The 26,080-nt window shown below is 38.1% G+C and carries 25 protein-coding genes; 6 read left to right on the forward strand and 19 right to left on the reverse strand.

Annotated elements, in window-relative coordinates; all coding sequences use genetic code 11:
* Positions 1 to 209 precede the first annotated feature (209 nt).
* From nhaD to MNY28_RS09805, 3 genes are read right to left on the reverse strand one after another with little or no spacing between them, the layout of a single operon-like run.
* On the reverse strand, positions 210 to 1,517 hold the full coding sequence (nhaD, locus tag MNY28_RS09795; RefSeq protein ID WP_346389720.1) for a sodium:proton antiporter NhaD: 1,308 nt from the start codon (positions 1,515 to 1,517) through the stop codon (positions 210 to 212).
* On the reverse strand, positions 1,517 to 2,968 hold the full coding sequence (gene nadB, locus MNY28_RS09800) for an L-aspartate oxidase (protein WP_346389721.1): 1,452 nt from the start codon (positions 2,966 to 2,968) through the stop codon (positions 1,517 to 1,519). The genes nhaD and nadB overlap by 1 nt, the downstream gene beginning before the upstream one ends.
* Positions 2,968 to 3,162 carry a hypothetical protein gene (locus MNY28_RS09805; RefSeq protein ID WP_151899433.1) on the reverse strand — a complete coding sequence of 65 codons (195 nt, stop codon included), beginning with the start codon at positions 3,160 to 3,162 and terminating at the stop codon, positions 2,968 to 2,970. The genes nadB and MNY28_RS09805 overlap by 1 nt, the downstream gene beginning before the upstream one ends.
* A gap of 81 nt (positions 3,163 to 3,243) precedes the next feature.
* On the opposite strand from MNY28_RS09805, the gene MNY28_RS09810 reads away from it, so the two are divergent.
* The 6 genes from MNY28_RS09810 to MNY28_RS09835 all read left to right on the forward strand — a co-directional run bounded on the left by MNY28_RS09810 (position 3,244) and on the right by MNY28_RS09835 (position 10,912).
* The gene (locus MNY28_RS09810) at positions 3,244 to 3,582 is read left to right on the forward strand and encodes a hypothetical protein (RefSeq protein ID WP_230973291.1); all 339 of its coding nucleotides are present in this window, start codon (positions 3,244 to 3,246) and stop codon (positions 3,580 to 3,582) included.
* Positions 3,572 to 5,374 (forward strand): excinuclease ABC subunit UvrC, encoded by a 1,803-nt coding sequence (gene uvrC, locus MNY28_RS09815; protein WP_151899431.1) that lies wholly within the window; start codon positions 3,572 to 3,574, stop codon positions 5,372 to 5,374. The genes MNY28_RS09810 and uvrC overlap by 11 nt, the downstream gene beginning before the upstream one ends.
* Before the next feature lie 69 nt (positions 5,375 to 5,443).
* Entirely contained in the window at positions 5,444 to 5,860 is a 417-nt protein-coding gene (locus MNY28_RS09820; protein ID WP_151899430.1) for a PAS domain-containing protein, read from the forward strand.
* Between the two features lie 11 nt (positions 5,861 to 5,871).
* Positions 5,872 to 7,338: an Hpt domain-containing protein gene (locus MNY28_RS09825; protein WP_346389722.1), complete on the forward strand. Its 1,467-nt coding sequence runs from the start codon at positions 5,872 to 5,874 to the stop codon at positions 7,336 to 7,338.
* 3 nt (positions 7,339 to 7,341) lie between these two features.
* Positions 7,342 to 10,524: an ATP-binding protein gene (locus tag MNY28_RS09830; RefSeq protein ID WP_346389723.1), complete on the forward strand. Its 3,183-nt coding sequence runs from the start codon at positions 7,342 to 7,344 to the stop codon at positions 10,522 to 10,524.
* 10 nt (positions 10,525 to 10,534) lie between these two features.
* Positions 10,535 to 10,912 carry a response regulator gene (locus MNY28_RS09835; protein ID WP_151899427.1) on the forward strand — a complete coding sequence of 126 codons (378 nt, stop codon included), beginning with the start codon at positions 10,535 to 10,537 and terminating at the stop codon, positions 10,910 to 10,912.
* Between the two features lie 53 nt (positions 10,913 to 10,965).
* Here MNY28_RS09835 and MNY28_RS09840 read toward each other — a convergent pair whose 3' ends face one another.
* The 16 genes from MNY28_RS09840 to MNY28_RS09915 form a co-directional block, all read right to left on the reverse strand.
* A complete protein-coding gene (locus tag MNY28_RS09840; RefSeq protein WP_346389724.1) occupies positions 10,966 to 13,683 on the reverse strand; it encodes a RecB-like helicase in 2,718 nt (905 codons plus the stop codon).
* Positions 13,676 to 14,056 carry a HepT-like ribonuclease domain-containing protein gene (locus MNY28_RS09845; RefSeq protein WP_230973290.1) on the reverse strand — a complete coding sequence of 127 codons (381 nt, stop codon included), beginning with the start codon at positions 14,054 to 14,056 and terminating at the stop codon, positions 13,676 to 13,678. Before MNY28_RS09845 ends, MNY28_RS09840 begins: the two co-directional genes overlap by 8 nt.
* Entirely contained in the window at positions 14,049 to 14,336 is a 288-nt protein-coding gene (locus tag MNY28_RS09850) for a nucleotidyltransferase domain-containing protein (RefSeq protein ID WP_151899425.1), read from the reverse strand. Before MNY28_RS09850 ends, MNY28_RS09845 begins: the two co-directional genes overlap by 8 nt.
* A 309-nt stretch (positions 14,337 to 14,645) precedes the next feature.
* The gene (locus tag MNY28_RS09855; protein WP_346389725.1) at positions 14,646 to 16,991 is read right to left on the reverse strand and encodes a PD-(D/E)XK nuclease family protein; all 2,346 of its coding nucleotides are present in this window, start codon (positions 16,989 to 16,991) and stop codon (positions 14,646 to 14,648) included.
* Positions 16,992 to 16,993: 2 nt separating this feature from the next.
* Positions 16,994 to 17,521, reverse strand: a complete 528-nt coding sequence (locus tag MNY28_RS09860; RefSeq protein WP_151899423.1) for a FixH family protein — start codon at positions 17,519 to 17,521, stop codon at positions 16,994 to 16,996.
* Positions 17,499 to 18,218 (reverse strand): 3-dehydroquinate dehydratase, encoded by a 720-nt coding sequence (locus tag MNY28_RS09865; RefSeq protein WP_151899422.1) that lies wholly within the window; start codon positions 18,216 to 18,218, stop codon positions 17,499 to 17,501. Before MNY28_RS09865 ends, MNY28_RS09860 begins: the two co-directional genes overlap by 23 nt.
* A 109-nt stretch (positions 18,219 to 18,327) precedes the next feature.
* A complete protein-coding gene (locus MNY28_RS09870; protein WP_346389726.1) occupies positions 18,328 to 18,537 on the reverse strand; it encodes a DUF4006 family protein in 210 nt (69 codons plus the stop codon).
* Between the two features lies 1 nt (position 18,538).
* Positions 18,539 to 19,480 (reverse strand): c-type cytochrome, encoded by a 942-nt coding sequence (locus MNY28_RS09875; protein ID WP_346389727.1) that lies wholly within the window; start codon positions 19,478 to 19,480, stop codon positions 18,539 to 18,541.
* Positions 19,481 to 19,489: 9 nt separating this feature from the next.
* Positions 19,490 to 19,693, reverse strand: a complete 204-nt coding sequence (locus tag MNY28_RS09880; RefSeq protein WP_346389728.1) for a CcoQ/FixQ family Cbb3-type cytochrome c oxidase assembly chaperone — start codon at positions 19,691 to 19,693, stop codon at positions 19,490 to 19,492.
* A gap of 14 nt (positions 19,694 to 19,707) precedes the next feature.
* A complete protein-coding gene (ccoO, locus tag MNY28_RS09885) occupies positions 19,708 to 20,400 on the reverse strand; it encodes a cytochrome-c oxidase, cbb3-type subunit II (RefSeq protein WP_346389729.1) in 693 nt (230 codons plus the stop codon).
* Positions 20,401 to 20,418: 18 nt separating this feature from the next.
* Positions 20,419 to 21,912: a cytochrome-c oxidase, cbb3-type subunit I gene (gene ccoN, locus MNY28_RS09890; protein WP_346389730.1), complete on the reverse strand. Its 1,494-nt coding sequence runs from the start codon at positions 21,910 to 21,912 to the stop codon at positions 20,419 to 20,421.
* A gap of 213 nt (positions 21,913 to 22,125) precedes the next feature.
* The gene (gene carA / locus MNY28_RS09895; protein ID WP_346389731.1) at positions 22,126 to 23,265 is read right to left on the reverse strand and encodes a glutamine-hydrolyzing carbamoyl-phosphate synthase small subunit; all 1,140 of its coding nucleotides are present in this window, start codon (positions 23,263 to 23,265) and stop codon (positions 22,126 to 22,128) included.
* A gap of 4 nt (positions 23,266 to 23,269) precedes the next feature.
* Positions 23,270 to 23,821 (reverse strand): DUF507 family protein, encoded by a 552-nt coding sequence (locus MNY28_RS09900; RefSeq protein ID WP_346389732.1) that lies wholly within the window; start codon positions 23,819 to 23,821, stop codon positions 23,270 to 23,272.
* 41 nt (positions 23,822 to 23,862) lie between these two features.
* On the reverse strand, positions 23,863 to 24,372 hold the full coding sequence (locus tag MNY28_RS09905) for a PDP protein (RefSeq protein ID WP_151899415.1): 510 nt from the start codon (positions 24,370 to 24,372) through the stop codon (positions 23,863 to 23,865).
* Complete coding sequence (locus tag MNY28_RS09910; protein WP_346389733.1) at positions 24,369 to 24,797, reverse strand: flagellar export protein FliJ; 429 nt, start codon at positions 24,795 to 24,797, stop codon at positions 24,369 to 24,371. The genes MNY28_RS09905 and MNY28_RS09910 overlap by 4 nt, the downstream gene beginning before the upstream one ends.
* 9 nt (positions 24,798 to 24,806) lie before the next feature.
* A complete protein-coding gene (locus MNY28_RS09915; protein WP_346389734.1) occupies positions 24,807 to 26,066 on the reverse strand; it encodes an adenylosuccinate synthase in 1,260 nt (419 codons plus the stop codon).
* Between the last annotated feature and the right edge of the window lie 14 nt (positions 26,067 to 26,080).

A 26,080-nucleotide genomic window follows, 5' to 3' on the forward strand; every position in this document is an offset into this window, starting at 1 on the left:
AGCCCATTTTACAGCAGGGACTCTGCGTCCCTACAACCCCCTAAAGCTACAAAAAACAATGTTTTTTGAGAAAAGAAAAGTTGAAAAGAATTTAAGTTATGAAAGGATACAATAAATAAGATTAATGTTTGATTTGTTCTTGGAAATCCAAGTCTTAGCCATTAGAGACAAAGCCCGCACATAAAGTGCGGGTTCCGAAATTTGGATTTTTAATAAAGTCCCATAATTTCAAACTGAACGTACCAGATTATAATAGAGACCGCATATCCCACTAAAATAGTCCATGAATGCTTCATGTGTGAACCGAAAGTATAGATTCCGCGAAGTTTTCCCATAACTCCGACACCGGCTGCCGAACCAAAAGAGATCAGACTGCCGCCGATACCCGCTGTCATGGTCACAAGCATCCACTGGTCTATTCCCATGTTTGGAGAAGATTTTAAAATTGCACTCATTACCGGTACATTGTCTACAATTGCAGAAAGGAATCCGACACCGATATTGGCTGTGGTTGAACCAAGCAACTCATACAGATGATGGATGTATTCCAAAAATCCTAAAAAGTGCAATGCTCCGACAGCCGAAAGAATACCGAAGAAGAAAAGAAGCGTATCGTTCTCTACCTTTTCCATATTGACATAAATGTTAAAACTGTTCTTTCCTGTTCTTTCAAGCTGGAACGCATAAAGTTTTAAAATAGCCAGACCGAACATCATACCCCACATTGCCGGAAAATGAAAAAATGTATGCCCGAGAACAGCAATTGCAATGGTCAATACTCCCAAATAGGCAACGGTTATTCCGCCATCAAGTACTTTGGGTTTCTTTTCTGTCGCTGCATCAAACGGCGGTTCTCCTGAGGGAACGGACAAAGAGAGTAAAAATGCTGTAACAACCCAGCCGACAACAGAAGCAGGAAATAGGAAAAGAAAGTCCACAAACTCTCCTTTGCCGGCAGTCCATGCCATGAGTGTTGTAATGTCACCAAACGGAGACCATGCGCCGCCTGCATTGGCAGCTACGACAATATTTATAGCTCCCGGAACCAAAAATGAAAGATTTTTCTTGTCAATCGTAAAAAGCACGGTGGAAAGGATCAAAGCAGTTGTCAGATTGTCTGCGACAGGGGAGATAAAAAATGCCAGCAGACCGGTCAGCCAAAAGAGTTTTTTATAGGTATACCCTTTTGAAACAAGTTTATACTTTAACAGATCAAAAACACCGCGTTCTAAAAGCGTCTCAATAAAAGTCATTGCAACAAGCAGGAAAAAGAAAATTTCGGCTATTTCCAAAATCAGTTTTTCCAGTTCATCATGCAGCGGATCAGGATTCATCCCGTTAATAGCATAATAAATACCGATAAGCATAAACATAAATGTACCGGCAAACAGTGCCGGTTTTGCTTTGTTTATCTCATATTTTTCTTCTGTAGCGATAAAATAATACGCTATAACAAAGACAGCTAAGCTCAGCCATCCTACCCAGGTTGTTGCAAGATTTATTGCTTCGTGTTCCATTAATTCTCCTCTTGTATTGTATGAACCCCTATGGATTCATGCCTGTTTAATGCAGATATTACTATCTCTTTTGCCGTCAGTAAACGAAATTTTAGTAGTTTACCAATATTTTCATTTAAAAGTGCATTAATTGTGGATAAAGCATCGTTTAATCCGCTTTTTGTACGAATTATAGAAACATTTTCCCACATTATTCGTCTGAGCTGGTCTTTTTTCGCCTTGTCCTCTTTGAGACTCATCACCTCATCACGGAGTTCAAATGTTTTCATACTTTTAGGAGTGTCAATATTTTTTAAAATATCATCCACTGCCCTTTTTGCAAAAACCAAACCCTCCAACAGTGAGTTCGATGCCAGTCTGTTTGCTCCATGCACCCTTGTTGAAGCAACTTCGCCAACAGCATACAAATTTTTTACATTTGGCACTCTGGCATTCAAATCGGTGCGAATACCACCGATGGCATAATGAAAAGCAGGCGATATCGGAACCCTTTGCGCAGGAACATTAAAGCCCAGTTCCCTTAGGTTCTTGCAAATATTTGGAAACCTGTGTTCAAAATACTCTTTATCAAAATTTTCACAGTTGAGATACACATGCATACCTGTCTTCTTTTTATATTTATATATTGCCTTGCTGACAATATCGCGTGAAGCCAGCTCGCCTCTCTCATCATAATCAAACAGGAATCTTTTTCCGGTTTCATCCTCTATGGTTGCCCCTTCTCCACGGAGAGCTTCTGTCAAGAGCATTTTTTGGGCATTGTTGGAATTTACAAATACAGTGGGATGAAACTGCAACATTTCCATTCTGTCAAGGGCTATGCCTTTCATCACACAAAGTCCCTGTATATCAGCACTGATACAGGGTGCATTTGTATGGTATTCATACAAAGAACCTACGCCTCCGCTCGCTATAATGACATTTTTTGCATATATGTTTCTGCGCTGTCTGTGATCAAGTACGGTAACGCCATAACATTCGCCATTATCAATCAGCAGATCAACGACTCTTGCATCACTGAGCATCGCATGGGCAGTATGTTCAAGAAGAAAATGGTGCAGATATCTCCCCGTCGCATCACCGCCTGCATGCAGTATCCGTTCGCAGGAATGTGCCGCCTCTTTTGTATAAAGAAGTTCCCCCTCTTCATTGGTGTCAAAACGAAACCCCTGTTCTATCAGGTCATCAATCGCCTGACGTGAATTCTGGCTCAGCACATCCACCGCTTCCGGATCACACAGCCCGTCACCGGCGGCAAGCGTATCTTTTATATGTACCGGAATATCCGCTTCATCACGAGCCAGCGCTACTCCGCCCTGGGCATAGAATGTATTGCATTTAAAAGTTTCCCGCTTATTGATAATAAGCACTTTTTTCTCAGCAGGGATATTCATACTTGCATAGAGTCCTGCCACACCTGCGCCTATTATTACTACATCATATTCAGTCATTACGGTGCACAGCTTTCATTCGTATCATTATTAAACTCTTTCTTTTGAATAATAAACTTCACATTTTTATCCTCTTTTGGTACACTCTGTTCATAATAAGGGGGTGCTTTATAGCCGCACCCGCTTACGCTTAATAAAAAGCTTGCTATAATTAGCCTATGAAAAACAGCAGTGATATTCTCAACTCTCTTCAAAATAAACCTCAATTTTCCAAACTGTCTCAATACAAATGCATTCATAAAATACAATCGGCATTCAGCCCCCCTTTACAAAAGATGATTAAGTTTTCATATATAAAAAATAAAATACTTTTTTTCGTTCTCAATCATCCCGGTGCCAAACAAGAATTTGATAATAGTATACAAAGCATTAAAAGTGCTTTAAAGTTTCACACTCCCGCAGAATGTGAAAATGAAACTATAACAGATATAAAAGCTTTTGTTACACATAAACCTGCTTTACATGGAGACACAACAGCATTGACACAACCCAGAAAAATTGTATCCTACAGGGAAAGAGCAACGGGAAACTTTGACATTCCTGTTCATGATGAAAAACTCAGAGAACTTATTCTCTCTATCCAAAAAATTATAAAAGAAAAAAATGACACTTAAAGAAAAAATCCAACAACTGCCGAACAACCCGGGAGTCTATCAGTATTTTGACAAAAACGGCCATCTCCTGTATGTGGGCAAAGCCAAGAACCTTGCCAAGCGTGTAAAAAGCTACTGGCAGTTTACTCCCGAACTTTGTGCAAATCCGCAGCTCTCTTTGCGCATCTCAAAAATGATAAACCAAACCGTTTCCATGGATTATATCATTGTAAATTCCGAACATGATGCGCTCATACTTGAAAATTCACTGATCAAACAGCTGGGTCCGAAATACAATATTTTGCTCCGTGATGACAAAACCTACCCCTACATTTATATAGACAACTCTCAGGAGTACCCTCGGTTCGACATTACAAGAAAGGTGATTAACTCCAAAGATATCACCTACTATGGTCCCTACTCTGTCGGTGCGAGAGATATTCTCAACTCCATTTATGATATTTGCAAACTTGTACAGAAAAAATCCTGTCTGAAGTCAAAAAAACTTTGTCTCTACTATCAGATAGACAAATGTCTCGGTCCCTGTGAACTGCCAATCAGCAAAGAGCGTTATCAGCAGGAAGTAACACTTGCATCGCAGCTGATTAAAAACAAAAAACTGCTTCTTGGCAAACTGGAAGAAAAAATGGAGTTTTATGCCCAGGAGTTGCGCTTTGAAGAAGCCGCCGAGCTCAGAGACACCATAGAGAGAATAGAACGGTCCCAGATTAAAAGCGAAATTGATTTTGCCACAAATGAACATTATGATATTTTTGCAATAGAAAATTCTGAAAAAAGAGCGGTAGTTGTGAAAATATTTATGCGACACGGCAAAATAATCTCTTCTTCTCATGAGTATCTGCAGCTTCATGAAGGCTTGGATTTGAATGAGCTCTATTCAAGAGCACTGCTTGGATTTTACAAAGATGAAAAGCCTCCCATCGTTGCTCCGATTCTTCTTCCTCAGAGTTTTGAGGACAAAGAACTTATAGCGCATCACCTCACAAAAGTATTTGGTCAAAAAGCACACATTCTCATCCCTCAAAGAGGAAAGAAAAAAGACTTGATTGCTTTGGCAAAATTAAATGCAGCGGAGTTATTGAAAAAAGACAAAGAAACACTTAATGTCAAAATACTCGAAGAACTCCAGGAACTGTGTCAATTGCAAAAAATTCCAAACAGAGTGGAAATATTTGACAATTCCCATATGTCCGGTGTTGCAACAGTCGGAGCTATGGTCGTATATGAAAATGCAAAGTTTGACAAGAAATCCTACAGAACCTATCATCTGGAGGCAAAAGACGAGTACTCCCAAATGCGCGAAACACTTACAAAAAGAGTAGAGAGTTTTTCTAAAAATTCACCGCCGGACCTGTGGATACTCGACGGAGGAGCAACACTGCTTAAACTTGCACTTGACATACTTGAATCCAACGGTATCGCCCTTGATGTCATAGCTATTTCAAAAGAAAAAGTTGATGCCAAGGCACACCGGGCCAAAGGAAATGCTCAGGATATTCTCTATACAAAAGAGAAAATTTTCAGACTCAAAACAAGTGACAAACGTCTGCAGTGGGTTCAAAATTTACGGGATGAAGCACACAGAGCAGCGATCACATTTCACAAAAAAACAAAACTCAAACTTGACCAGGAGAGCAGACTTTTAAGTTTACATGGAATATCGGCTGCAAAAATTCAAAAACTGCTCAATCATTATGGCACCTTTGAAGCACTCAAAAGTGCCACATTTGATGATATTCGTTCACTTTTAAATACAAAAGATGCAAAAACCATCAAAAATTTTTATAAATAAGTTTTTTTTTCACTCCTTTATGATATATTTGTGAGAATTCAAGTGAATCACTAATTATAAGGTTTTTTAATGAGCAAAATTATCCCTGTAGACGAAGAGTATTTTTTTGACGGAAATGTCATTATTTCTCAGACAGATTTAAAAGGTGTTATTACCTATGCAAACAAACTATTTTGCAGTGTATCCGGTTATAAAGCCGATGAACTGGTAGGACAACCCCACAACATACTCAGACATCCGGATATGCCGCGCAGCATATTTGCAAAAATGTGGGAAACTATTCAAAGTGGACAGGCTTGGAACGGACTTGTAAAAAACCTTAGAAAAGACGGTCTGTACTACTGGGTAGAGACAGAAATTCTGCCAATCAGAGATAATGATGAAAATATAACAGGTTATATTGCTGCCAGAAAAGCAGCCTCTCGCAAAGATATTCAAGAAACAGAAGAAACATATAAAAAGATGCTTGAGACAGAAGAGGAATAAGGGATGGAAGAATGCTAATTTATAATTTTCAAAAAGAGTTTTTGGGTATTGACGAAAAAAACCTGCATACACTGGGATATAAAGATTTGGCTGATCTGCGCGCAGAAGTGACAGATTTCGCAGATTTGTTTGTAAAAACACCAGGATATATACATAATTTTCAGCATGTGCACTGGATTGACTATATAACATGTGCAGAGTCTAATGAAGAATCCAAAGTCATCATTAATGCCAATTCAAAAAACTACAAAGCAATAATTACAATTACAAATGCCTACCTTGTAGACAATCCGACTCAAAAAGCCTATATAGTACACTTAAACAATCTGCGAACACTTACAGCGCAGGAGTATGATGCTATTTCAGGAGATATTACGCAAAGAACAATACCGGAAACAGTATCTCCACAGCAGTCACAACCAATCCTTAAGACAACAGAAGAAGCAACAGTCATACAAGATGAGTATGACACTCCGTTGCATGTGGAAACACAAGAGAAAGAAGACCTTGATGCAATGCTGGATGTAGGTGACTTAAGCATCGAAACCCCGGAAGTAACAAAGACAGAGCCTTTCGTTCAGGAATCTCCTCAAAAACCGAAAAGCACCTATGTTTTTGACCCCAATATCGCATCAAAAGAGCTTGGTTTGCCACTTGATTTGATTGAAGAGTTTATACAGGATTTTATAACCCAGGCAAACGACTTTAAAGATGAACTTTACAAATCACTTGAAGAAGGAAATATAGATAATGTTAAAACTCTTTCGCACAAGCTTAAAGGAGTCGCAGCGAATCTTCGTATTGAAGATGCACATGAAGTACTTTCAATTATAAATGCTACTTCTGATGTCGATATCATACAGACAAATCTGGATGATTTTTACAGAATTATTGCAAAATTAGCCGGTGAAGAAGATCTTGCCACCATAAAAGATGATGAAGTGCCTCAAAAAATTGAAATTCCGGAACTTTATGATGATGATTTTGTTGCACCACAGGAATCTGAAGAAATTCTCACTTTTAAAGATGATGAACCTGAACTGACTTTGGAATTTAAAGAAGAGCCGGAGATTCAAGAAGAACAGGAAATTCAGGAAGAGACAGAGACGCAGGAAGAGACAGAGACGCAGGAAGAGACAGAAACGCAGGAAGAATCAGAAAATGAGAAAAAATATTCTAAAGAAAAAATTGCCAATGAGATAGGCCTGGATTTAGAGAGTTTCAATGAACTCTTTGAAGACTTTATAAAAGAAGCACATGCTATAATTGCAAAAATAAATGATGCTCTCGCCACCCAAGACTACCCTGCACTGAAGCGGCAGGCCTTAAAATTAAAAGGAATGAGTGACAATATGAGAATGCACACTTTTACAAATGAACTTGAAACACTCACACACTCTACAGATAAAGAGACGCTGACACAAACTGTAAAAGAGATAGAAAATATACTTACAGCAATTTCAAAAGAAGAGGAATAGGCAATGCAAATAGGACTAAAAAACAGACTTCGACTTATTAGTTTATTACCGATTATTATTTTAATTTCTATTACAAGTTATTTTGTATATAACTCATACGAAAACTATAAAGCAGCACAACTTCTTCAGGATAAACTTTCCACAAACAGGCAACTCAACAACCTTCTGAGAAATGTTTCCCGGGAAAGAGGTATGACCGTAATGTACCTTGGTAATTCCTCACCAAATACATTAAAATCACTCTTAAAGCAGAGAAAGATCGTTGACAAACAGGAAAAACTCTATTTTCAAAAGCTACAGGCACTTTCACAAAAAGACACGGCATTAAAAAATGCGATGCAAAGTATAAAACATGCCAGAACATTGGTTGATACACATAAAATAAACTTTGAAGATATATACAATAAGGTATACGGTAAAGCAGAAAAAATAATTATCAAGCAGCTTGAAACGATTACGTCGCACCAGCTTGACAGTAAAATCAACACTTATGCTTCTGTTTATATTTCGCTGGTACGTGCAAATGCCTATACTGCAGATGAACGTGACTTTATCTCTTATACCCTTGCCCGTTCAACAGAAATGGAAGAAGAAGAGATAAATCAATGGCTCTCATTAATCGCAAAAGCCGATGCTATCAACTTCTATAACCTCAAAGACAAAAATCTTGAGAAAAAGCTTGATGAACTATTTAAAAGTGATGATGCTCTTGAGCTCTTTGATGACCTTAACTCAGAACGTGCTTCTATTTTAATTGCTGCAGCAAGCGGAGAGTATGAAACAAACCCGGGTGTCTGGTTTGCCATGCTTTCAGAAAAAAGCAACCTTATTTCAGAGGGAGAAAATGTTGTCCTGAGTGCCATGGACACCAGAGCCGTTCAGGTAAAAACAGAAGCTTTACAGTTTTTGACCATTACATTGACAATTTGGCTGATTTCAATCATATTGGCAGTTTTGGGCTTTTTGCTCTCTAATGAAATTGCCAGAAATATTCACAACCTTGAAGGTGTCCTCAGAAAAGTTGCAGAAGACACGAATGAAAGCGACAAAGCAGTTGAGATCAATCTTCATACAGCCAAAGGGACAGAAGAAGCCTACAGTCTTTTGGAAAAAATCATTGAACAGACAAAACGGGATAAAGAAGCAGCACAGGAAGCGAGTGAAGCAAAATCGATGTTTCTTGCAAATATGTCCCATGAAATTCGTACACCGCTCAACGGAATTGTTGGCTTTACGGAACTTCTTAAAGATACAGGACTCAAAGAAGAGCAACAGGAGTTTGTTGAAATTATTGAAAAATCTTCAGAAAATCTGCTTGAAATTATCAACAATATTCTTGACCTTTCAAAAATCGAGAGCAATAAACTTGAAATTGAAGATGTAATCTTTAATCCTATAGAAGAGTTTGAAAGTGCCGTTGATGTATATGCTGTCCGTGCAAGTGAAAAGCACATTGATCTGGGATGTTTTATTGACCCTGAACTTGAACAGCCGCTCAAAGGTGACCCGACAAAAATTAAAGAAGTTCTCATTAACCTGCTCTCTAATGCTGTGAAGTTTACAAGCAGTTCCGGAGCTATCAATGTCGATATCAGAAAACTGCAATCACCTCAGGAAGGAACAACACGTATCAGATTTGAAGTGCAAGACAGCGGTATCGGTGTTACAAGCGAGCAAAAATCCAGAATTTTTGAAGCTTTTTCACAGGCAGACACATCCATTACACGTAAATACGGCGGTACAGGTCTTGGTCTTACAATTTCTGCGCGTTTTATTGAACTGATGGGCGGACAACTTGATCTGCACAGTGAACCGGGAGAAGGAACAACTTTCTTCTTTACACTTGATTTTGAAGAAATAGAAGTTATCAGCGAAAGTGCCAAAGAACAATATCTGGGAATCAATGCTTTAATTTTAGAGTCTGCTCATAAAACAAAGAGACAAGACACCTATCTCAAAGAGTATCTTGATTTTTACGGCGTAAGCTATACAACATTTAAAAACAAAAATGAAATTGAAACACTCCAGCGACAAATAAATTATGATATGCTTTTTGTAGATTATGAATATGCAACCGAAGAAGAATTAAAAGCATACAGCACTCTTCCGCAAAAGCTGATACTTCTTACAAAATCTTATTTTATGAGAAAAATAGACTCTATGGGTATAGAGATATTTAAGACCATATATGAGCCATTAAATAATACCAAATTAAAAGCAGCCCTTGAAAATTACCAAAGTCAAAATTTTACAGCACCAAAATTAAAAACAACTTCAAACAAAGTCTTTACAGTCGGTTCGTCTAAATTTGCAGCAAAAGTACTTGTTGCAGAAGACAATATAATCAACCAGAAACTGATAAAACGGACACTTGAAGACTTGGGACTCACTGTTGATATCGCATCCAATGGACTTGAAGCATTCCAAAAACGCAAAGACAATAACTATGATCTGATTTTTATGGATATCCAAATGCCTTTCCTTGATGGTATAGAAGCGACGCAGGAGATTCTTGAATATGAAGAGGTATACAACCAGCCCCATGTTCCAATAATCGCTTTAACAGCAAATGCACTCAAGGGTGATCGTGAAAGATTTTTAGCAGCCGGACTTGATGAATATACAACAAAACCATTAGTACGTGAAGAGATCATAACACTGCTGAATCATTTTTTAGCAGACCACATTGTGGATGTCAATGATGCAAAGACAGAAGAAAAGAAAACAGAAAAAGCACAACAGCAGGAAGAAGAAGCAAAAGAAGAAGAAAAAGCAGTACCGGAAAAAGAAGAAAAAGCAGTACCGGAACAAGTTCCGGCAAAATACAAAGCTGATATTCTTCTTGCTAAAAAAAGTCCCTTTGAAACAAAGCTTTTTACAAAAATTCTCAGTTCACTTGGATATACTTACGAAGTCATAGACAATATAGATGAATTGCAAAAGAAAATTGAAGAGGAGAGCTATAAACTTATATTGTTTGACAAAGAGACAGAAACTTTAGACTTGAAAGATTTCGCCCGGTCAGTCAAAGAGAAAAGTCAAAAAAACAATCTCTCCACCTACCTGGTATTGATTGTAGATCCGGCTGTACCTGTAAGTGAAGAAGATTCAAAATATGTAGATGAAACGATTAAAAATATTATAAACAAAGACTTGCTGAGACTTGTTATAGAAAAATTTATTTAAGGAAATAACTATGAAAAAAACTGATTTGGTTGTGCTTGCAGTTGATGATGATCTCATTAATTTGAAGCTTTTAAAATCTATGCTGATGAAAAGCGGAAATGTAAAAGAGGTTGTCGAAGCAAAAAACGGCTCAGATGCCATAGGTGTTTTAAAAAGCCGTGATGATATTGACTTGATACTCTTGGATATCATCATGCCTATCATGGGTGGTATCGATATGCTTAAAGTCGTGCGTGCCGATGAAAGTCTGCGTCAACTTCCTATTTTGGTTCTTACAACAGATGAAACAAAAAAAGCAGAAGCTTTGGAGTGCGGTGCAAATGGATTTTTAATGAAACCTATACGCAATGACGATTTGATTGCAAAAATCAAAACAGTCATCGTCTAAACTGCAAAACAGGTTCTGCACAAGAACCTGTTTTTAATACCTCTTCTACCCGTTTAAACGGTCTCTATTTTAACGGCATCTTCCAAGATATAGCAGATATAGCCACGCACTTCATCTCCCGTTATCTCTTTCACTGCTTTTACATAGTATCGAACCTGCTTGCGATGTTCCTCGGTAAAATGCATCGCACTTTTGTAGTCTATCACACTCCACTCTCCCTTTTCATGTTTGACCAACAAATCAAGATAACGCAGATTGTTCTTATAGCGCAGAGCCTTTTCTTTATAGCATACTCCCCGGGTCAAAGTCAAAAACTCCGGTGCAGCAACAAGCCGCTCTATTCTCTGCTGTATATCATCTATCTCTGACTCTGTGAGCATAAAGCCATATTTGTTCAGCATCATATCTTTGGCACAAGCAAGCGCTTCTTGTGTAAACTCCTGCATCATCTCCAGAGTATAGTGCAAAGCAATTCCAAAATTAATGGCTTGCAAATCTTCTTCATTGTGTTTTTCTAATGCCAACAAATCACTCTGTGTTCCGTAATAGATATTTTCAAACGAAAGTTTTTTATATGCCTGCGGTATGTTTTTGGCTTTACATGTAGAGCGCAGTTCTCCGAAGCTTTGAGGTTGTAAATCCAGCAATGCAAATATGGAATCTTTTGGTTTTGCAAGGATGATCAAGTTTTCTCTTGCTCTTGTAAAAGCAACATACAGGGCATTCAAACTGTCTTCCCGTATAAGCTCTTTTTCTTTGGAAAGAGCATAGGCATAGTCATGGTCAATAAGCTCTCTGTTTTTTGTTCTCAGATAAAGATTTTGCAGTTTGATGCCGTCATAATTGTAAATAATGGCATCTCTTGGGGCAGGAGCCTTTTTCAGTCTGTCCATGACAATCACATGCTCATACTCCAGACCTTTTGATTTATGTACCGTTAAAACCCTCACTCCACTGATATCAGCCGCCGCTGCAGAAGTATCAAGTCTTTCATACTCAAACAAAAGCGCTTCAATATCTGCATATTTGGATACAGCATTCAAAAAGCGAATCAGGTGAAAATCATCTTGAAAAAGTCTGTACTCTTCTATACATCTCTTCACAACATCTACAAGCTTGACACTGTTAAAATCTACAGTGGCAACAGCCCTGACCTCCTGATTTATCAAAGCAAAAAAGTTCTGTCTGTAAATCTCTTCTCTGAAATAGAGATATTTCAAATACTCCAAAACAGCCTTGACACTTCTTTGGTTGATAAGCTTTGTGGTTGTCTCAGTCACAACCTCTATATTTTGTTCATCAAGTACGTTTTTAATGACCTGTCCGTCACTGTTGGTCGCACATAAAACGGCAATGTCATTCACATCTGCGCCAAGATCTATCAAGCGCTTTACCTGCTCAACCAGTGCATCCAAAAGTTCCTCATCTGCAATCACTTCGACAAAACCGCCCTGTGCCTCTTTGCGAACAAGCTGAGGAGTGTAGTTTTTTATTTTATCCGCAAAGACTCTGTTGACAAACTCTATAACCTCTTTTTGCGAACGGTAGTTTGTCAAAAGTTTCTTCACCTCGGTGTGGTGTTCTTTTGCCACCTCCCCAAAAAGAGCCGACACACCTCCCCTAAAACGGTAAATAGACTGTTTAACATCCCCCACAAAGAAAAAACTTCCCTCGCTGCAGACACCCGCACCCGAAGTTATCTCTGTGATAAGCGGTTTTAAAATCTCATACTGCAATATGCTGGTATCTTGGAATTCATCAAGCAGCATGTGTTCTATCGTTGCATCGAGGCGAAAGTACAGAAATTCGCTCTCATTGAGACCGTGCAAAATCTCATACACCAGAAGCGTCACATCAGAAAAACTGAGTTCTCCCTCATCTACATAGAGTGCTTTTTTTGCCTTTTTGTAAAGCGCAACAAGTTCATTCAGGGCATAGAAAAAATTCTGCTCTTTTGCCTTTGCATGCGACTGTACGGCACGCTGAATTTGCAACAGAGCCGCATCCATTGCAGGGCTGAAGCATTTTTTAAAGACCCAGTAGTTCAGGCTCTCTTTATAGACCCATGTTTTTGCTTTGAGTGCTTCAAAATTTTGGGCAACAACGGCTTTTTGCAGTGTCACCGATGCCTCTTTGCAGTTTTTTACAATATTTTGCAAAAGAGAGAGCCCTTGCATCGCCTCCTCTTCATACGCCTGTATCGATTTTTTTTGAAACTTCAGATGAGAAAGTTCCTCTTTTTTAAGATAAAAATCATCCAGCAGCGCAAAAATGTCACTGACACGTTTGTTTGATTCCAAAGAGAGATTGATAAGTGTCTTGCGTTTGTTGGCAACACTGACTTCTTTTAAAAAACGAGACATCAGTTTGACTTCATGCTGGGCATTCGCCGTTGAGAAATCGGGCATCAAAGAGGCATACAGAGAAAATTTTCTCAAAATCTGAGCGAAAAAGCTGTCTATCGTCATAATCTTCGTATGTGCATTTAAAAACTCGGCCAAAATCTGCGACCGTTTTGCCAAAATCTCTTTGTCAGACATCCCACACTCTTTGGCAATTTCATGCAATTCCATACGTGATTCCAATGCCTGCAGTGTCTCGACAATCCGCTCACTCATCTCGGCAGCCGCTTTATTTGTAAAAGTAAGAGCCAAAACCTTCGCAGGCTCCGCACCTTTAAAAAGTAGAGAAAGATAGCGCACAACAAGCATAAAAGTCTTCCCGCTCCCCGCACTCGCTTCGTAGGCAAGATTATTTTTAAACTTAGACATGAAGATCTTTTATTATTTCAACAGTTGCTTCTAAAAGATTGTGTATATCATTTTGACAAATTTCAAATATTACCTCCGCATCCAAATCAAAATAGTGATGAGATAAAACATCTCGCACTCCCTTTACCTGTCTCCACGGAATATTTGGATACTGAGGCAATATTTTTCCCTCAGACAATTTATCAATATTTTTAAAACCCTCTCCAATAGCAATTAGTCGCATTGAGATACTATCAAGTTTTAAAAGTCCCTCATCGTTTTCTAAAAAATCATCACTCGAATTTATTTTTTGGCATCTTTGAATAATGAGTTCTAATGATATTCGTATATCATCAAGTGTGGATAAAATCATTCTTTGTTTATCATTAAGCATAAATCAAATCTTTTTGAATCATTTCCAGGAAAAAAGGTTTCATATTTTTATGTTCACGCACAATATCCACTTTTATATGCAAATCTTCTTCTATCTGCTCTTTTATTGCAATCATATCAAACATATTAGGTCTCATTTTTACAAAAATATCTATATCACTCTGCGGTGTTGCTTCATCTCTTGCATAACTTCCGAACAATCCAATTTTTTCAACCGCATATTGTTTATGGAACTCGGGGTAATGCTCTTTTAAATAATTAAGTACATCACGTTTTGTCATAATAATATACCTCTTTTTTGCTTTCTTAAGTGTATTATAGCATTTCTGTAAATAACAAACTTAGCCATTATTTTCTCTCAAGACCTCTTCCGTTATTTCATCTGCACTTTTTTCATCGGCATAAAAATACTCTTTTACAAATGTATAATGCCCCAAAATTCAATATCCCACAATACTGTCGTGATTATAAAACATTCCAATCAAGTTTAAAATATTTATATAGTTTAGGCGTGTTGATGATATGGCTTTTCAGACCTTTATTTTCAATTTTACTGTATTCATAAATAATATTTTGCATTATACTTACAATTAATCTCTATTACACATGATGGCATATTCACAAAACTGGCAGGGCTTTGTCTCTTCACATTTTTCAAAGTTGACGGACTCTATGGAAAGAAGATCTTTGATATGAGATTTTAATATTTCTGTTTTTTCTTGCAAAAATGCTTCCGGGATGATTTGAGACTCTTTCAAATCATAAAAACCGCAACGCTCAACATTTCCAAAACCGCCGGCCAAAAGAGCGTAAAATTCAAGCTGAAAGTCCGTTGCCTCTGTGTAGTTGTTTTTATTGTAAAGCATGTAGGTACCTGTTTTATAGTCAAGCACCTCGATAAGATTTTCTTTTTTATCTATTCTGTCTATCTGACCGACAATTTTCATGCCTGCAAAATTCGTTTCTAAAAGTTCTTCTGTTTTGAATACTTTCCAGCCTTTTTTAAACCGCTCTATTTCAGCCTCCGCAAAAGCCTCCAGACGTTTTTTTTGCATTTCAACGAGATACTTGTCAAGCTCACTCTCTCCGCAAAAATCATCCAGAGCTTTGTTGATATCTTTTTTGAGCTTTTCGGTATCCGTATAAAAATTCTGCTTTTCATAGACTGCTTTTAATGCACTGTGCACGACATTGCCTATTTCATACTCCTGAGGCATATCTTTTGGTATTTCATGGTTTTTTATATGTTGGATATATTTATAGTAATATTTACGCTTACATGTAAGGAAGGTTTTGAGCCTGCTGGCAGAGAGCGCTACATTTTTAAAACTGTACTCCTCTATTATCTCTTCTTCTTTTTGAAAACCTGCCTCTCTTTTTTGAAAGAGAATTTCAGCGTAGTCCAGTTCTCTGTGCTCATTTTTTTGTGTAATGCCGAGTTGTTTTAAAAACCTTGAACCGCTGCTCTCACTTGAGTTGACATAGGCGATTGCCACCTCTTTTGAGCGTGAAATCAGCATTTGGTAGTAATGTTTCTGCAGGCTTTCCCTGTCTCCCATCGTTGGCAAAGAGGCAGCTTTTCGTATCTGTGTATTTAAAAACATATCTTTATCACTGCGTTTTGGAACATTTTTGTCATCAAAATCTATAATAATTACTGCATCAAAATGCACACTTCTTGTCTCAAGTACTCCCATTACCGTCACTTTGCCCCCACGGACATCATCCACAGTTCTCAAAGCCAGACGCTGCATAAAAATATTCAAGAGTGATTTTACACTCATATCCTGCATAAAAGGCAAAAGTTTTTCTATTTTATGCAACTCCTCGTTCAATATTTTCTTCTCCTGTCTATTGGTAAAAAAAGCAGCCACTTCCTGCATATTTTGTATAAAATCAATCTCTGAAACTTTTTTATAGTAGAGTCCGTGCAAGAGCAAAAAAAGCTCATCTCCCACTCTTTGTATACGTGCCTCATTCTCTTTTGAGTCCTGTTCTATCGCATTTAATGTTGCTTCGATTTTTTTATAAACTCCGGAGTGACGAAAAGACTCCCCCATTGCAAAGTTCAGATTGCACTTTTCATCAAAGCTTTTAAGTATCGGTGCTGCGGTTTCATTGGGCAAAATGACAGCAATGTTTTGGGGATTATATCCTTTTTGTACAAATTCATAGATTTTCTGCTGTACAAAGGCAACCTGCAAAAGAGATTCGCTGAAACTGTTACATGTAAGCTTGTAATCTGTAGGTATTTTTTCTTTTGTGAGCGTTTTTATGTTGTTAAAGTCAAGTTCATATATAAATCCGGCTTCCAGTTCAAACCCGAGTTCGCCCAGTTTGTTTTGCATCTTTTCATTAAAGCGCGTCGCCCAGAAACGGAGTTTTATAGACATAAACGACTTTGCCTTTTGCAACAGTTCAAGCTCAAAGTTTGTCAGATGCCCGTCTAAATAAATCGTCACATTTTGATGTGTTTTTGCATACGCTTCGTTAAATTCGTAAAGCTTTGGCAAAAATATTCTGTCAAGCAGTTTTTTTTCATTGCACAGTTTTTCATAACGTTTGTAAAGTTCTTGCAAAATGACAATATGCTCTTCATACTCGGCATAGACATCGGCACTGCTGAGTAGATTGATATCATAAAGTTCTGCACTCAGTTCTTCGTAAAATTTAAAGATATACGAAGAATTTTTGGTAAAGGTAAAAAAATTCCGCTCGATCTGAAGGTTTGCAAAGCCTTTAAAATCTGATGCTTCAAGCAAAAGCAGTATTCTGCTCTCATCATCTATAAATTTATAGCCTTTTACAAGCGTGAGTCTGGCGATAAAATCGCTCATAGTAATGTAGTTGGGTAAAAAGAGTGTCTGTTCTTGTGCAGCAAGCTGCTCGTGACGAATAGCACGGGCAGTCGGAAGGACTATGGTTGTCTCTTCCATATTTAGTACTGCGAAGCTTCCTGGATGCTTCTGTCGTTTATGATGCGGGTATCTGTTTTGATAGCATAAAATCTGCTCTTGTCACCGACATCTACTTTTAACAACAGATTCCAAACACCTTTTTTTGGAAATTTCACATCATGAAATACATAAAGACCCTCTTCAAACACAGGATCTTTGAGCGTTTTTGTGTAGGTGTCAACTTCAGGACGGCTGATTTCCAAAATCATTTTTGCGCCTTTGACCGCTTTGCCCTCTTTTGTAGTGAGGGCATACTTTACATCCGAACCATTTTCTGAAATTCTGTCTGAAACAAATTTCAGTTTATATGCTTTGTCAAAAGCTATTCTCTGTTTGATAAGTTTGTTTGCATTTGCATCTGCATCCTGGTATTTTGTCATATAATCATCACTCGGCTGTATGTCAGCCTTGCTTGTTTCTATAATTGTCCATACGCATAAGCCAAAAACACCTGTAATTGCCAGCCCTATTGCATAAGGCCAGAGTCTACCACTTTTTATAATGCTCATTTTTATGCCTCATTTTATAAATTTTTCTTTTAAAAAGCATAACTATACCATATAAAATAAAACCATAGAATAATACTCTTACATAAAACAAAGACGTTTGATTTGCATCACTGTCAAATCCATGTCCCAACTTGACACCCTTGGCTTTTGCTATCTGCTGCGCTATATCCAGGTAACCGTTAAACATTGCCGCAGAATATTTGTCTGCGACCATTCCTTTTTTTGCTTTTCCGCCTAAAAGAGGCAAAATAGTCCCTCCGGTATTGCTCATAATGCTGACAAAGTCATCCCAGCTTTTTGCATAAAAGGCTGCCATCATAAAAGCCTGTACATAGGATGTAACCGGACTCAGTACCTGTTTTTTGTCAAAATATTTATATAAAGACTGATCATTTGCTTCTATATCTACCTGCGAATTCATTTCAGAGAATGTCAACAATATTGTCGGTTCCTGAAACTGCGATAATATTTTTTTTTCATATTCGTACATCGTCATATTCTTTGGCAGTTCTTTAAGCATCATCAGGCGTAAAGAAATCCCTGTTTTCTTATAAAGCGTACTCCCTAAGGTTTCCACCTCTTCCGTGAATTTTGGGTTGTGTATCACTTCATCTTTATATAAATACTCTGCAAATAAATGTGTTTGAAATAACAGTATGAGGGTGAGGGCATAAAGCCCTCTTCTTAAAAGTTTCAAATAAACTTCCTAACCAACATAAAGATGATTTGGAGTTACAACAGCCCAAAGAGTATATGCAGCCATAATTACAAGGCCCCAAGAAATAATTTTTTCCATTCTAAACTCCTTACTTCACATCAACAACATGCTTAGCATTTTCAGTACTAAACATCTTAATTGATTTTTCATCTTTTATCTTATAAAAGTTTTCAGCTTGAGCATGTTGTACACTTACAGCATTGACACTTAAAAAAGCCAATATGCTAAGTAGTAAAACAGTTGCAATCAGCATACCCGTTACACCGTCAAGAGCAAAAACACTTCTATTTTCATTCATGCTACTCTCCTTTACTTAAGCTCATCACATATGCTGCAATAGCTTCTTTTTGTTTAGGGTTCAGTCTGTCCATTGCTGGCATTTTACCAATAGCCCCTGTTTTACCGTTATCAAGAACATTGATGATCAGTTGTTGATTCCAAGTTGCAATATCCGGAGCAACGTATGCCATGCCTTTTCCGTCAGGACCGTGACATGCAGCACATACATTAGCAAATACTGCCGCACCTGCACTGTTTGCATCTTTTAATCCGCCTGCAACATAATCAGCCACTTCATCAATCTCTTTGTCTGTAATCAATGCACCGGTTGCTGCATTGAAAAGACCGTTTCTATCAGGCATCGGCATCTCTGTTCCTAAAAGTTTGTTGTTTGAACCGTGATTGATAACATACTTCACACTTTTAGCAGATATTCTGCGGTTTAAATCTGCCGCATCAACTTCATTATTGCCGTCAGCATTGAGACCGTGACAAGCAACACACTCAACAAGGTAAACTGATTCACCCATATTTACAAGTTGCTCGCCTTTGATGTTTGCATATTGTTTTTCAAATTCAGCATTTTTTTCTGCAACTTCTTCATTGTACTGACCGATTTGAGAAAATGCATTTACTGGATACCCGATTGTAAAATACCACATACCCCAAATCATTGTACCTAAAAACATAATTGCCCAACCAAAAGGTACCGGGTTTTTATATTCACCTATGTTGTCCCATGACTCATCTGCCAATTCACCAGTTGCCTGATCAACCTGCATCTGACGAACATACTTGATAACCACAAATACTGTAATTATTACAAGTGCCACAGCCCCTGCAATAGCAAGCATATTGACGATATCATCATTGAGACCGCCTTTTTGGTATCCAACTGTTACATATGTTGCAGCCAACATTGCAACAGTTATGATAATTCCCCAAAGATAAAGCTTATTCATATATCTCTCCTATTTTTCTTCTGTCTTTGATACAGGTTTTACCGGAGTATCCCCTATATCATCCTTCAGTGCCATATTACTATAGTGTTCATAATCAACTCCGGTAGCATCTTTCTTTTTTGTATAAAGATGATAAACATAAGAGTATGTCCCGACAACCAAAAATACTATTAAAAAGAAGTACGCATACGCTGCAAATTCATTAAAGTCCACTATATACACCTTTGCTATTTAAGACTGTTTAAATATGCAATTAATGCAACTATTTCAGGTATTTCACCACGTGCCACTGCATCTTTAACGTCTTGATCTTTCATTTTCGCTGTAATTTTTTTCGCTTCTTCCAGTGCCATAGCATGTGCTTGAGCAACAGAATCTGCCATTTTAACTACTGTAGTTGAGCCGTCTTTCATAGGAACAGGCTTGTTATACGGTACACCAAAGAACTGAGCATTTGTCAATTGTGTTGCATACGCAGTATCTATGTCTGCAGTATTTGCAAACATCCACGGATAACCAGGCATAATACTTGAAGGCATTACAGACTTTGGATCTTTCATGTGGTTTTCATGCCACTCCGTTGTTCTGTAATTTCCTACTCTATGTAAATCCGGACCTGTTCTTTTTGAACCCCAAAGGAATGGTCTGTCATACGCATACTCTCCACTTAAAGAGTAGTGACCGTAACGGTCAGTCTCCGCTTTAAACGGACGAATCAGCTGTGAATGACAGGCATTACAGCTGTTTTTGATATAAACATCACGACCGGCCTGTTCTAACAGACTTATCGGTTTAGTTCCGATAACAGGACGAGAAGCCTGTGCAAAGTTTGGAACGATTTCAATCAAACCTGCAAAAGCAATTACTACAAATACACCTACCGCAAAAAAGAACGGGTGTTTTTCTAACCAATGAAACATAATATAATCCTCCCTTTCTTAAGCGCCCATAGGCGAAGCATTTTGTAATTCAGACTCTTCCACAGGACGAGACGACATAGTTTTGTAAATATTATAAGCAAACATAAAGAAACCGATAAGATATAACAATCCACCTGTACCGCGAAGTGCGTAGTATGGATGCAATACATCAACAGTATCCATAAATGAATATGCCAGGTTTCCAAACTCATCGTGAGCACGCCACATCATACCCTGTGTAATACCTGCAATCCACATAGAAGTAAAGTAAAGAACGATACCTAAAGTTTGAATCCAGAATTGTGCAGCCATAAGACTTTTAGAATACAGTTCACGTTTGAATACACGCGGAGCCATATGGTAAAGCGCAGCAATAATCATAAATCCGACCCAACCAAGAGTACCGTCATGTACGTGACCGACAATCCAGTCAGTAAAGTGTGCAATAGCATTAACAGATTTAATCGCCTGGATAGGACCTTCTAGTGTAGAGAACATATAGAAAGTTGAAGCAAGAACCATAAACTTAATCAATGGAGATGCTGCAACCTGTTGCCATTCACCCTTCATTGTCAAAAGCATATTGATCGCTGAACCCCAAGACGGTAAAATCAAGACTACTGAGAAGATAGAACCCATAGTTTGCATCCAGTCAGGAACAGTTGAATAAAGAAGGTGGTGACCACCTGCCCAAAGATAAACAAACATTAAACCCCAAAATGATAGTAAAGACAATTTGTATGAATAAATCGCCTGTCCGGACTCTTTTGGTAAAAAGTAGTAAATCATAGCAATAATAGGCACTGTAAATACAAATGCAACCGCATTGTGTCCATACCACCACTGTACAAGCGCATCATTTGTACCTGCATACATTGAAATTGAATGGAACCAATCACCAATGTTTGTCTCACCTGCAGCAGAAGTTGCCAGCATTGTAGGTATTTCCATATTGTTAAAAAGATACAACATAGCCACACCTAAGAATGTAGCAATATAATACCATACAGAGATATATAAACTTTTCTCACGGCGAATACCGATAAGACCAAAAATACTTACACCCCACAGTACCCATACAACAACAATGGCAATGTCAATAGGCCATTCAAATTCTGCATACTCTTTTGAAGATGTATAGCCCATAAAAAGCGTTACAACTGCTGCTGCAACACCGATAACATATAACCAAAATTGAAGTTTACCGATAAACATCAAAAATTTTGATTCTGCCATAGATACTTTCAGTACCCTCTGACCAACATAAAACCAAGTAGCAAAAATACCACTTACTGTAAAACCAAATGCAACACTGTCTGTGTGCAATGGACGAAGACGACTAAAGTTTGTATATTCAGCCAAACCAGCACCAAAGATTGTATTCAATCCCGGGAATGCAAGTTCAAATGCAATAAATACACCGATGGTCATGCCAACAATTCCTAAAACAATTGTTGTCAACATGAACATCTTTGCAACCGTATAGTCGTACTCTAATGGACGATTCTCCATATATAGCCTCCTTAAGATTCAAAGCAATTAAGTCTTTTAAATGTATAAATACACTCAAAAGACTAATCAACATTTGTATATTAACAATAGATTTGTTTAATCTATCTTAAAAGTGACATAAAAATGACACTTTTTTTAATATCATTCTAAAAGGAAGCAATTAATTAGGAATTATGTGTTTGCTATAAGAAAATTACGAGAAAAGAGAGAGTTTTATCTTCTTATCAAAGATAAAAACTCACTGAATATATAGCGGCTCTCTTTGGGACCGGGGGAAGCTTCCGGGTGATGCTGGACTGAAAATACAGGCGCTTCATGATAACGTAAGCCTTCAATGGTTCCGTCAAAAAGATTTGTATGTGTCACCTCTGCAATCTCTGTAATAGTGTCCGGAACGTTATAGTTATGATTTTGTGCTGTAATCTCAACCAGTCCGGTTTTTTCGTTTTTGACAGGATGGTTGCCGCCGTGATGTCCGAACTTTAATTTAAAAGTATCATATCCGTGAGCAATTGAGAGCAGTTGATGCCCCAGACATATTCCGAACATCGGCACTTTTGCATCTATAAGCTTTTTAATCTGCTCCTGTTCGCGTTTAAGCACCAGAGGATCTCCGGGACCGTTTGACAAAAAGACGCCGTCAATTAATTTTGCATGATATTTTTCTATCAGGTCTTCGGCTATAAAATCATTTGGGATGACTTCTGCCTCGATGCCTGCACTCACAAGTTCATTTAAAATATTACGCTTGACACCAAAGTCAATGACAACGATTTTTGCTTCTGCTTTTGGTGCTTCGTCATACTTGAATGCTCTGTATGAAAAAGTGCTTGAAGTATGCTGATACGGCTCTTTTGTGCTGACCTGTTCTATATAGTTTACATCTTCAATGCGGGGAGCGTTTTGGAGAATCTGTTTCAGCTCTTCTTTGTCGCTTATTTGTGTTGAAGCAACCATCATCATGGAACCTTCGCTTCTGAGCATTTTTGTCAGATAGCGTGTGTCAATATCACAAATACCCATCACACTGTTCTCAATCAAAAAATCATGCAAGGAGTTTTGTGCACGAAAATTTGAATAACGCCCCTGGTATTTTCGCACTATCATTCCCTTGGCATGCGCCTTGGCGCTCTCCATATCCTGCTCATTCACACCGACATTTCCGATCTCCGGCATTGTAAAAGTAACAAACTGTCCGGCATACGAGGGATCACTCATTATCTCCTGATAGCCGCTCATTGAGGTATTAAAAACGATTTCGCCGACCTCTGTTTTGTCTGCACCAAAACTGTTTGCTTCCAAAAAAGTACCGTTCTCCAAATATATCCAGGCTTTTTTCAATGAATAACTCATACGCTTACTCCATTCCTTTTTTCATTAATTCTTCCCTGTAAAGTTTTTCATGCAAGATGTCAAACTCATCTGTTCCGGGAATAAATTTTCTCTTGTACGAACGAATTTTGTCCATTACGGCATCTTCAATTTCCGACGCATCCGCAATAAAAGAAGTAATGGCATTGTAAATAATATTTTTAATACGATTTTCCGTTACTTCAAAATGAATCAAATCTTCTTCATAAAGTTCATCAAGAATTTTGTGCGATATATCTGAGTACCGCTCCTCATAATCTAAAATCACCCCGTATTCGGGAGCCAGTTTTTTCTTAATCATAAAGAAAAGCTGTCTCTCGTCTGCAAGCATAAACTCAATCTCTTCTTCATTGTCCATACAGATCTCATCTACTTTTTTCTCAAGAGCCATCTCCTGCTTGACATTCTCTTCCAATACTTTCTGTGCCTCAAGTGCGACATTTTCAAGCCCTTTTGTCATTGTAACAGCACCGCTTTTGTTTAAATCAACAGCAATTTTATTTGCGATATGGGGAATAGTTTTAAGAGATATTTTCATAGATTCAGCCTGCTTATAAATTAAATTTAAGTATTTTACAATTATTTAGCTAATAGTTGCGTTAACTTTGATGCTTTTTTTGGATCCATCTTGGTTAATATTTTTCCTACTACTTTTGGTTTGAGAGACTGCAAAATAGCCACTGCTTCTATTTCGTCCATGTCCGAGAGTACATTTGCCGCAGCCCCTGCTTTCATTTTTGCAAATGTTTGCGATATTTTATTCATCTTTGTCGATTTCAGCTCTTTGAGAATTTGCGCATCTTTTTCAAGCATTGCTTTTATTTTCTTCTCTTTTTCGCTGATCTGCTCCAGTTTGGCATTCACTTCCTCTTCTTTCAAAGAAAGTTTTGCCTCTTTTTGTTTCAATAACTCTTCAGTAGCCGTTTTCAAGGCATTTAATGCCTGTTTTTGCTCATCTATACGTTCAAGTTCAACCAAAAGTTCATTTTTTCTTTCGTTAAATATTTGTGTGCATTCAAAAAGTTTGTCACTGTTTTGTATCGAAAAAAGTGAAGAGCAGAGAAATGCTGTAAGTAAAAGATATCTCAAGAGGCTTCCTTGCTTTTGTTTGTATAGGTCATTAGCGCAATTTCATCCAAATCTTTTGCCTCTTTGATTTTTATTTTTTTGAGTGCTTTTTTTATCTCTTCATATTCTAAATATTTATACTTTTCATACTCTGTCATGTTTTTTTTCAATGCCTCTTTTGCCTCTTCTACTTCGTTTTTTGCATATTGCAACCATTCCTGATTATGCTGTATCACGGCTCTTTGTGCATCCAAAAGTGCCCTTCCTGCCATAAATTCTGCTATTTTTCCATGTGAGGGGAGAGAAATTTCCTGCAAAAACGCCAGAGAGTCTTCCAGCGCTTTTTTTGCTTTTTGCAGGTTTGTATTTGCCTCTTGCAAAACACGTTCACTCTTTTGCATAATGTTTTTCTTTACATGTACCAAAGAGGTAAAACGTGTTTTCACGGCGTATCCTTATAAAATTATTGTATCTTCTCTTTCCGGTGATGTAGAAATTATACCGACTTTTGTTTTACTTATCTCTTCAATAAGTTTCACATAATCCTGCGCAGATGCCGGCAACTCTTCAAAAGTTCTCACGCCCACTGAATTGTCCCAGCCTTTAAAAGTTTTGTAAACCGGTTTGACATTTTCCAGATCAATCGGTACATAATCTATAGTCTTGCCCTTATATTCATAGGCAACACATACTTTTACCTCATCAAAACCGTCAAGAACATCAAGTTTCATCAGTGCAAGTTCGTCACATCCGTTCAGACGGCTTGCATAACGGGTTGCAACCGCATCAAACCAGCCACAGCGTCTTGCCCGGCCTGTAGTCGTTCCAAACTCATTCCCTTGTTCACCAAGACGTCTACCGGCTTCACCGAGGTCTTCACTCGGAAAAGGCCCGTTACCCACACGGGTACAGTAGGCTTTGACTATCCCTGTCACTTTACCGATATCTTTTGCATTGAGTCCAAGACCGGTACAGGCTCCTGCACTCACCGTTGAAGAAGAAGTCACATACGGATAGGTTCCGTGGTCGATATCAAGCATCGTTCCCTGGGCACCCTCAAGCAAAACACGTTTGCCTTCACTGTCCAGAGCCCGCCATACCATCTGTGTTGTATCCGTAATATAAGGTGCCAACTTTTCTTTATAGCCTTTAAGCTCTGCCAAAAGTTCCTCTTTTTTCGGTGCATGCAGATCCATAACATCAAAAATAGGCTTGTTAAGCGCAAAATAGTCCAAAATAGTCTGACACAACTTCTCAGGATTCAGTAGTTCGCCCACACGATGTCCGATGCGGTTGATTTTGTCAGAGTAGGCAGGTCCTATCCCTTTTCCTGTCGTTCCAATTGCTTTATCGCCTTTGAGCTTCTCTTTTGCCTGGTCAATCTCTGCATGGTATGCAAGATTGAGATGCGCTTTATCTGAAATATAAAGACGTCCCTCAAGATTTTCAAACTGCTCCATCTCTTTGATAATAGAAACAGGAGAGAGAACAACACCGTTACCCACTACATTGACAGCTTTTGGATTCAAAACACCCGAAGGAATGAGATGCAGTGCATATTTGACTCCGTCCACCCAAATCGTATGTCCCGCATTGTGCCCGCCCTGGGAGCGACAAACCATATCATATTCCATTGCAAGTTTATCAACAATCTTGCCTTTGCCTTCGTCTCCCCACTGGATTCCGACAATCACATCTGCTTTATTTGTATACATATTTTCTTTTCCTC

It is taken from the genome of Sulfurimonas sp. NWX367 (genome assembly GCF_039667065.1).
GTDB lineage: Bacteria > Campylobacterota > Campylobacteria > Campylobacterales > Sulfurimonadaceae > Sulfurimonas > Sulfurimonas hydrogeniphila.

Excerpts from the sequence above, each read along its gene's own strand:
- MNY28_RS09845 (WP_230973290.1), bottom strand. The coding sequence starts at position 14,056 with ATGCTTAATGATAAACAAAGAATGATTTTATCCACACTTGATGATATA.
- MNY28_RS09810 (WP_230973291.1), top strand. The coding sequence starts at position 3,244 with ATGATTAAGTTTTCATATATAAAAAATAAAATACTTTTTTTCGTTCTC.
- MNY28_RS09850 (WP_151899425.1), bottom strand. The coding sequence starts at position 14,336 with ATGACAAAACGTGATGTACTTAATTATTTAAAAGAGCATTACCCCGAG.
- MNY28_RS09875 (WP_346389727.1), bottom strand. The coding sequence starts at position 19,480 with ATGAATAAGCTTTATCTTTGGGGAATTATCATAACTGTTGCAATGTTG.
- MNY28_RS09835 (WP_151899427.1), top strand. The coding sequence starts at position 10,535 with ATGAAAAAAACTGATTTGGTTGTGCTTGCAGTTGATGATGATCTCATT.
- MNY28_RS09915 (WP_346389734.1), bottom strand. The coding sequence starts at position 26,066 with ATGTATACAAATAAAGCAGATGTGATTGTCGGAATCCAGTGGGGAGAC.
- nhaD (WP_346389720.1), bottom strand. The coding sequence starts at position 1,517 with ATGGAACACGAAGCAATAAATCTTGCAACAACCTGGGTAGGATGGCTG.
- MNY28_RS09900 (WP_346389732.1), bottom strand. The coding sequence starts at position 23,821 with ATGAAAATATCTCTTAAAACTATTCCCCATATCGCAAATAAAATTGCT.
- ccoN (WP_346389730.1), bottom strand. The coding sequence starts at position 21,912 with ATGGAGAATCGTCCATTAGAGTACGACTATACGGTTGCAAAGATGTTC.
- ccoO (WP_346389729.1), bottom strand. The coding sequence starts at position 20,400 with ATGTTTCATTGGTTAGAAAAACACCCGTTCTTTTTTGCGGTAGGTGTA.
- nadB (WP_346389721.1), bottom strand. The coding sequence starts at position 2,968 with ATGACTGAATATGATGTAGTAATAATAGGCGCAGGTGTGGCAGGACTC.
- MNY28_RS09860 (WP_151899423.1), bottom strand. The coding sequence starts at position 17,521 with ATGAGCATTATAAAAAGTGGTAGACTCTGGCCTTATGCAATAGGGCTG.
- MNY28_RS09825 (WP_346389722.1), top strand. The coding sequence starts at position 5,872 with ATGCTAATTTATAATTTTCAAAAAGAGTTTTTGGGTATTGACGAAAAA.
- MNY28_RS09820 (WP_151899430.1), top strand. The coding sequence starts at position 5,444 with ATGAGCAAAATTATCCCTGTAGACGAAGAGTATTTTTTTGACGGAAAT.
- MNY28_RS09840 (WP_346389724.1), bottom strand. The coding sequence starts at position 13,683 with ATGTCTAAGTTTAAAAATAATCTTGCCTACGAAGCGAGTGCGGGGAGC.
- carA (WP_346389731.1), bottom strand. The coding sequence starts at position 23,265 with ATGAGTTATTCATTGAAAAAAGCCTGGATATATTTGGAGAACGGTACT.
- MNY28_RS09870 (WP_346389726.1), bottom strand. The coding sequence starts at position 18,537 with ATGAATGAAAATAGAAGTGTTTTTGCTCTTGACGGTGTAACGGGTATG.
- MNY28_RS09830 (WP_346389723.1), top strand. The coding sequence starts at position 7,342 with ATGCAAATAGGACTAAAAAACAGACTTCGACTTATTAGTTTATTACCG.
- MNY28_RS09855 (WP_346389725.1), bottom strand. The coding sequence starts at position 16,991 with ATGGAAGAGACAACCATAGTCCTTCCGACTGCCCGTGCTATTCGTCAC.
- uvrC (WP_151899431.1), top strand. The coding sequence starts at position 3,572 with ATGACACTTAAAGAAAAAATCCAACAACTGCCGAACAACCCGGGAGTC.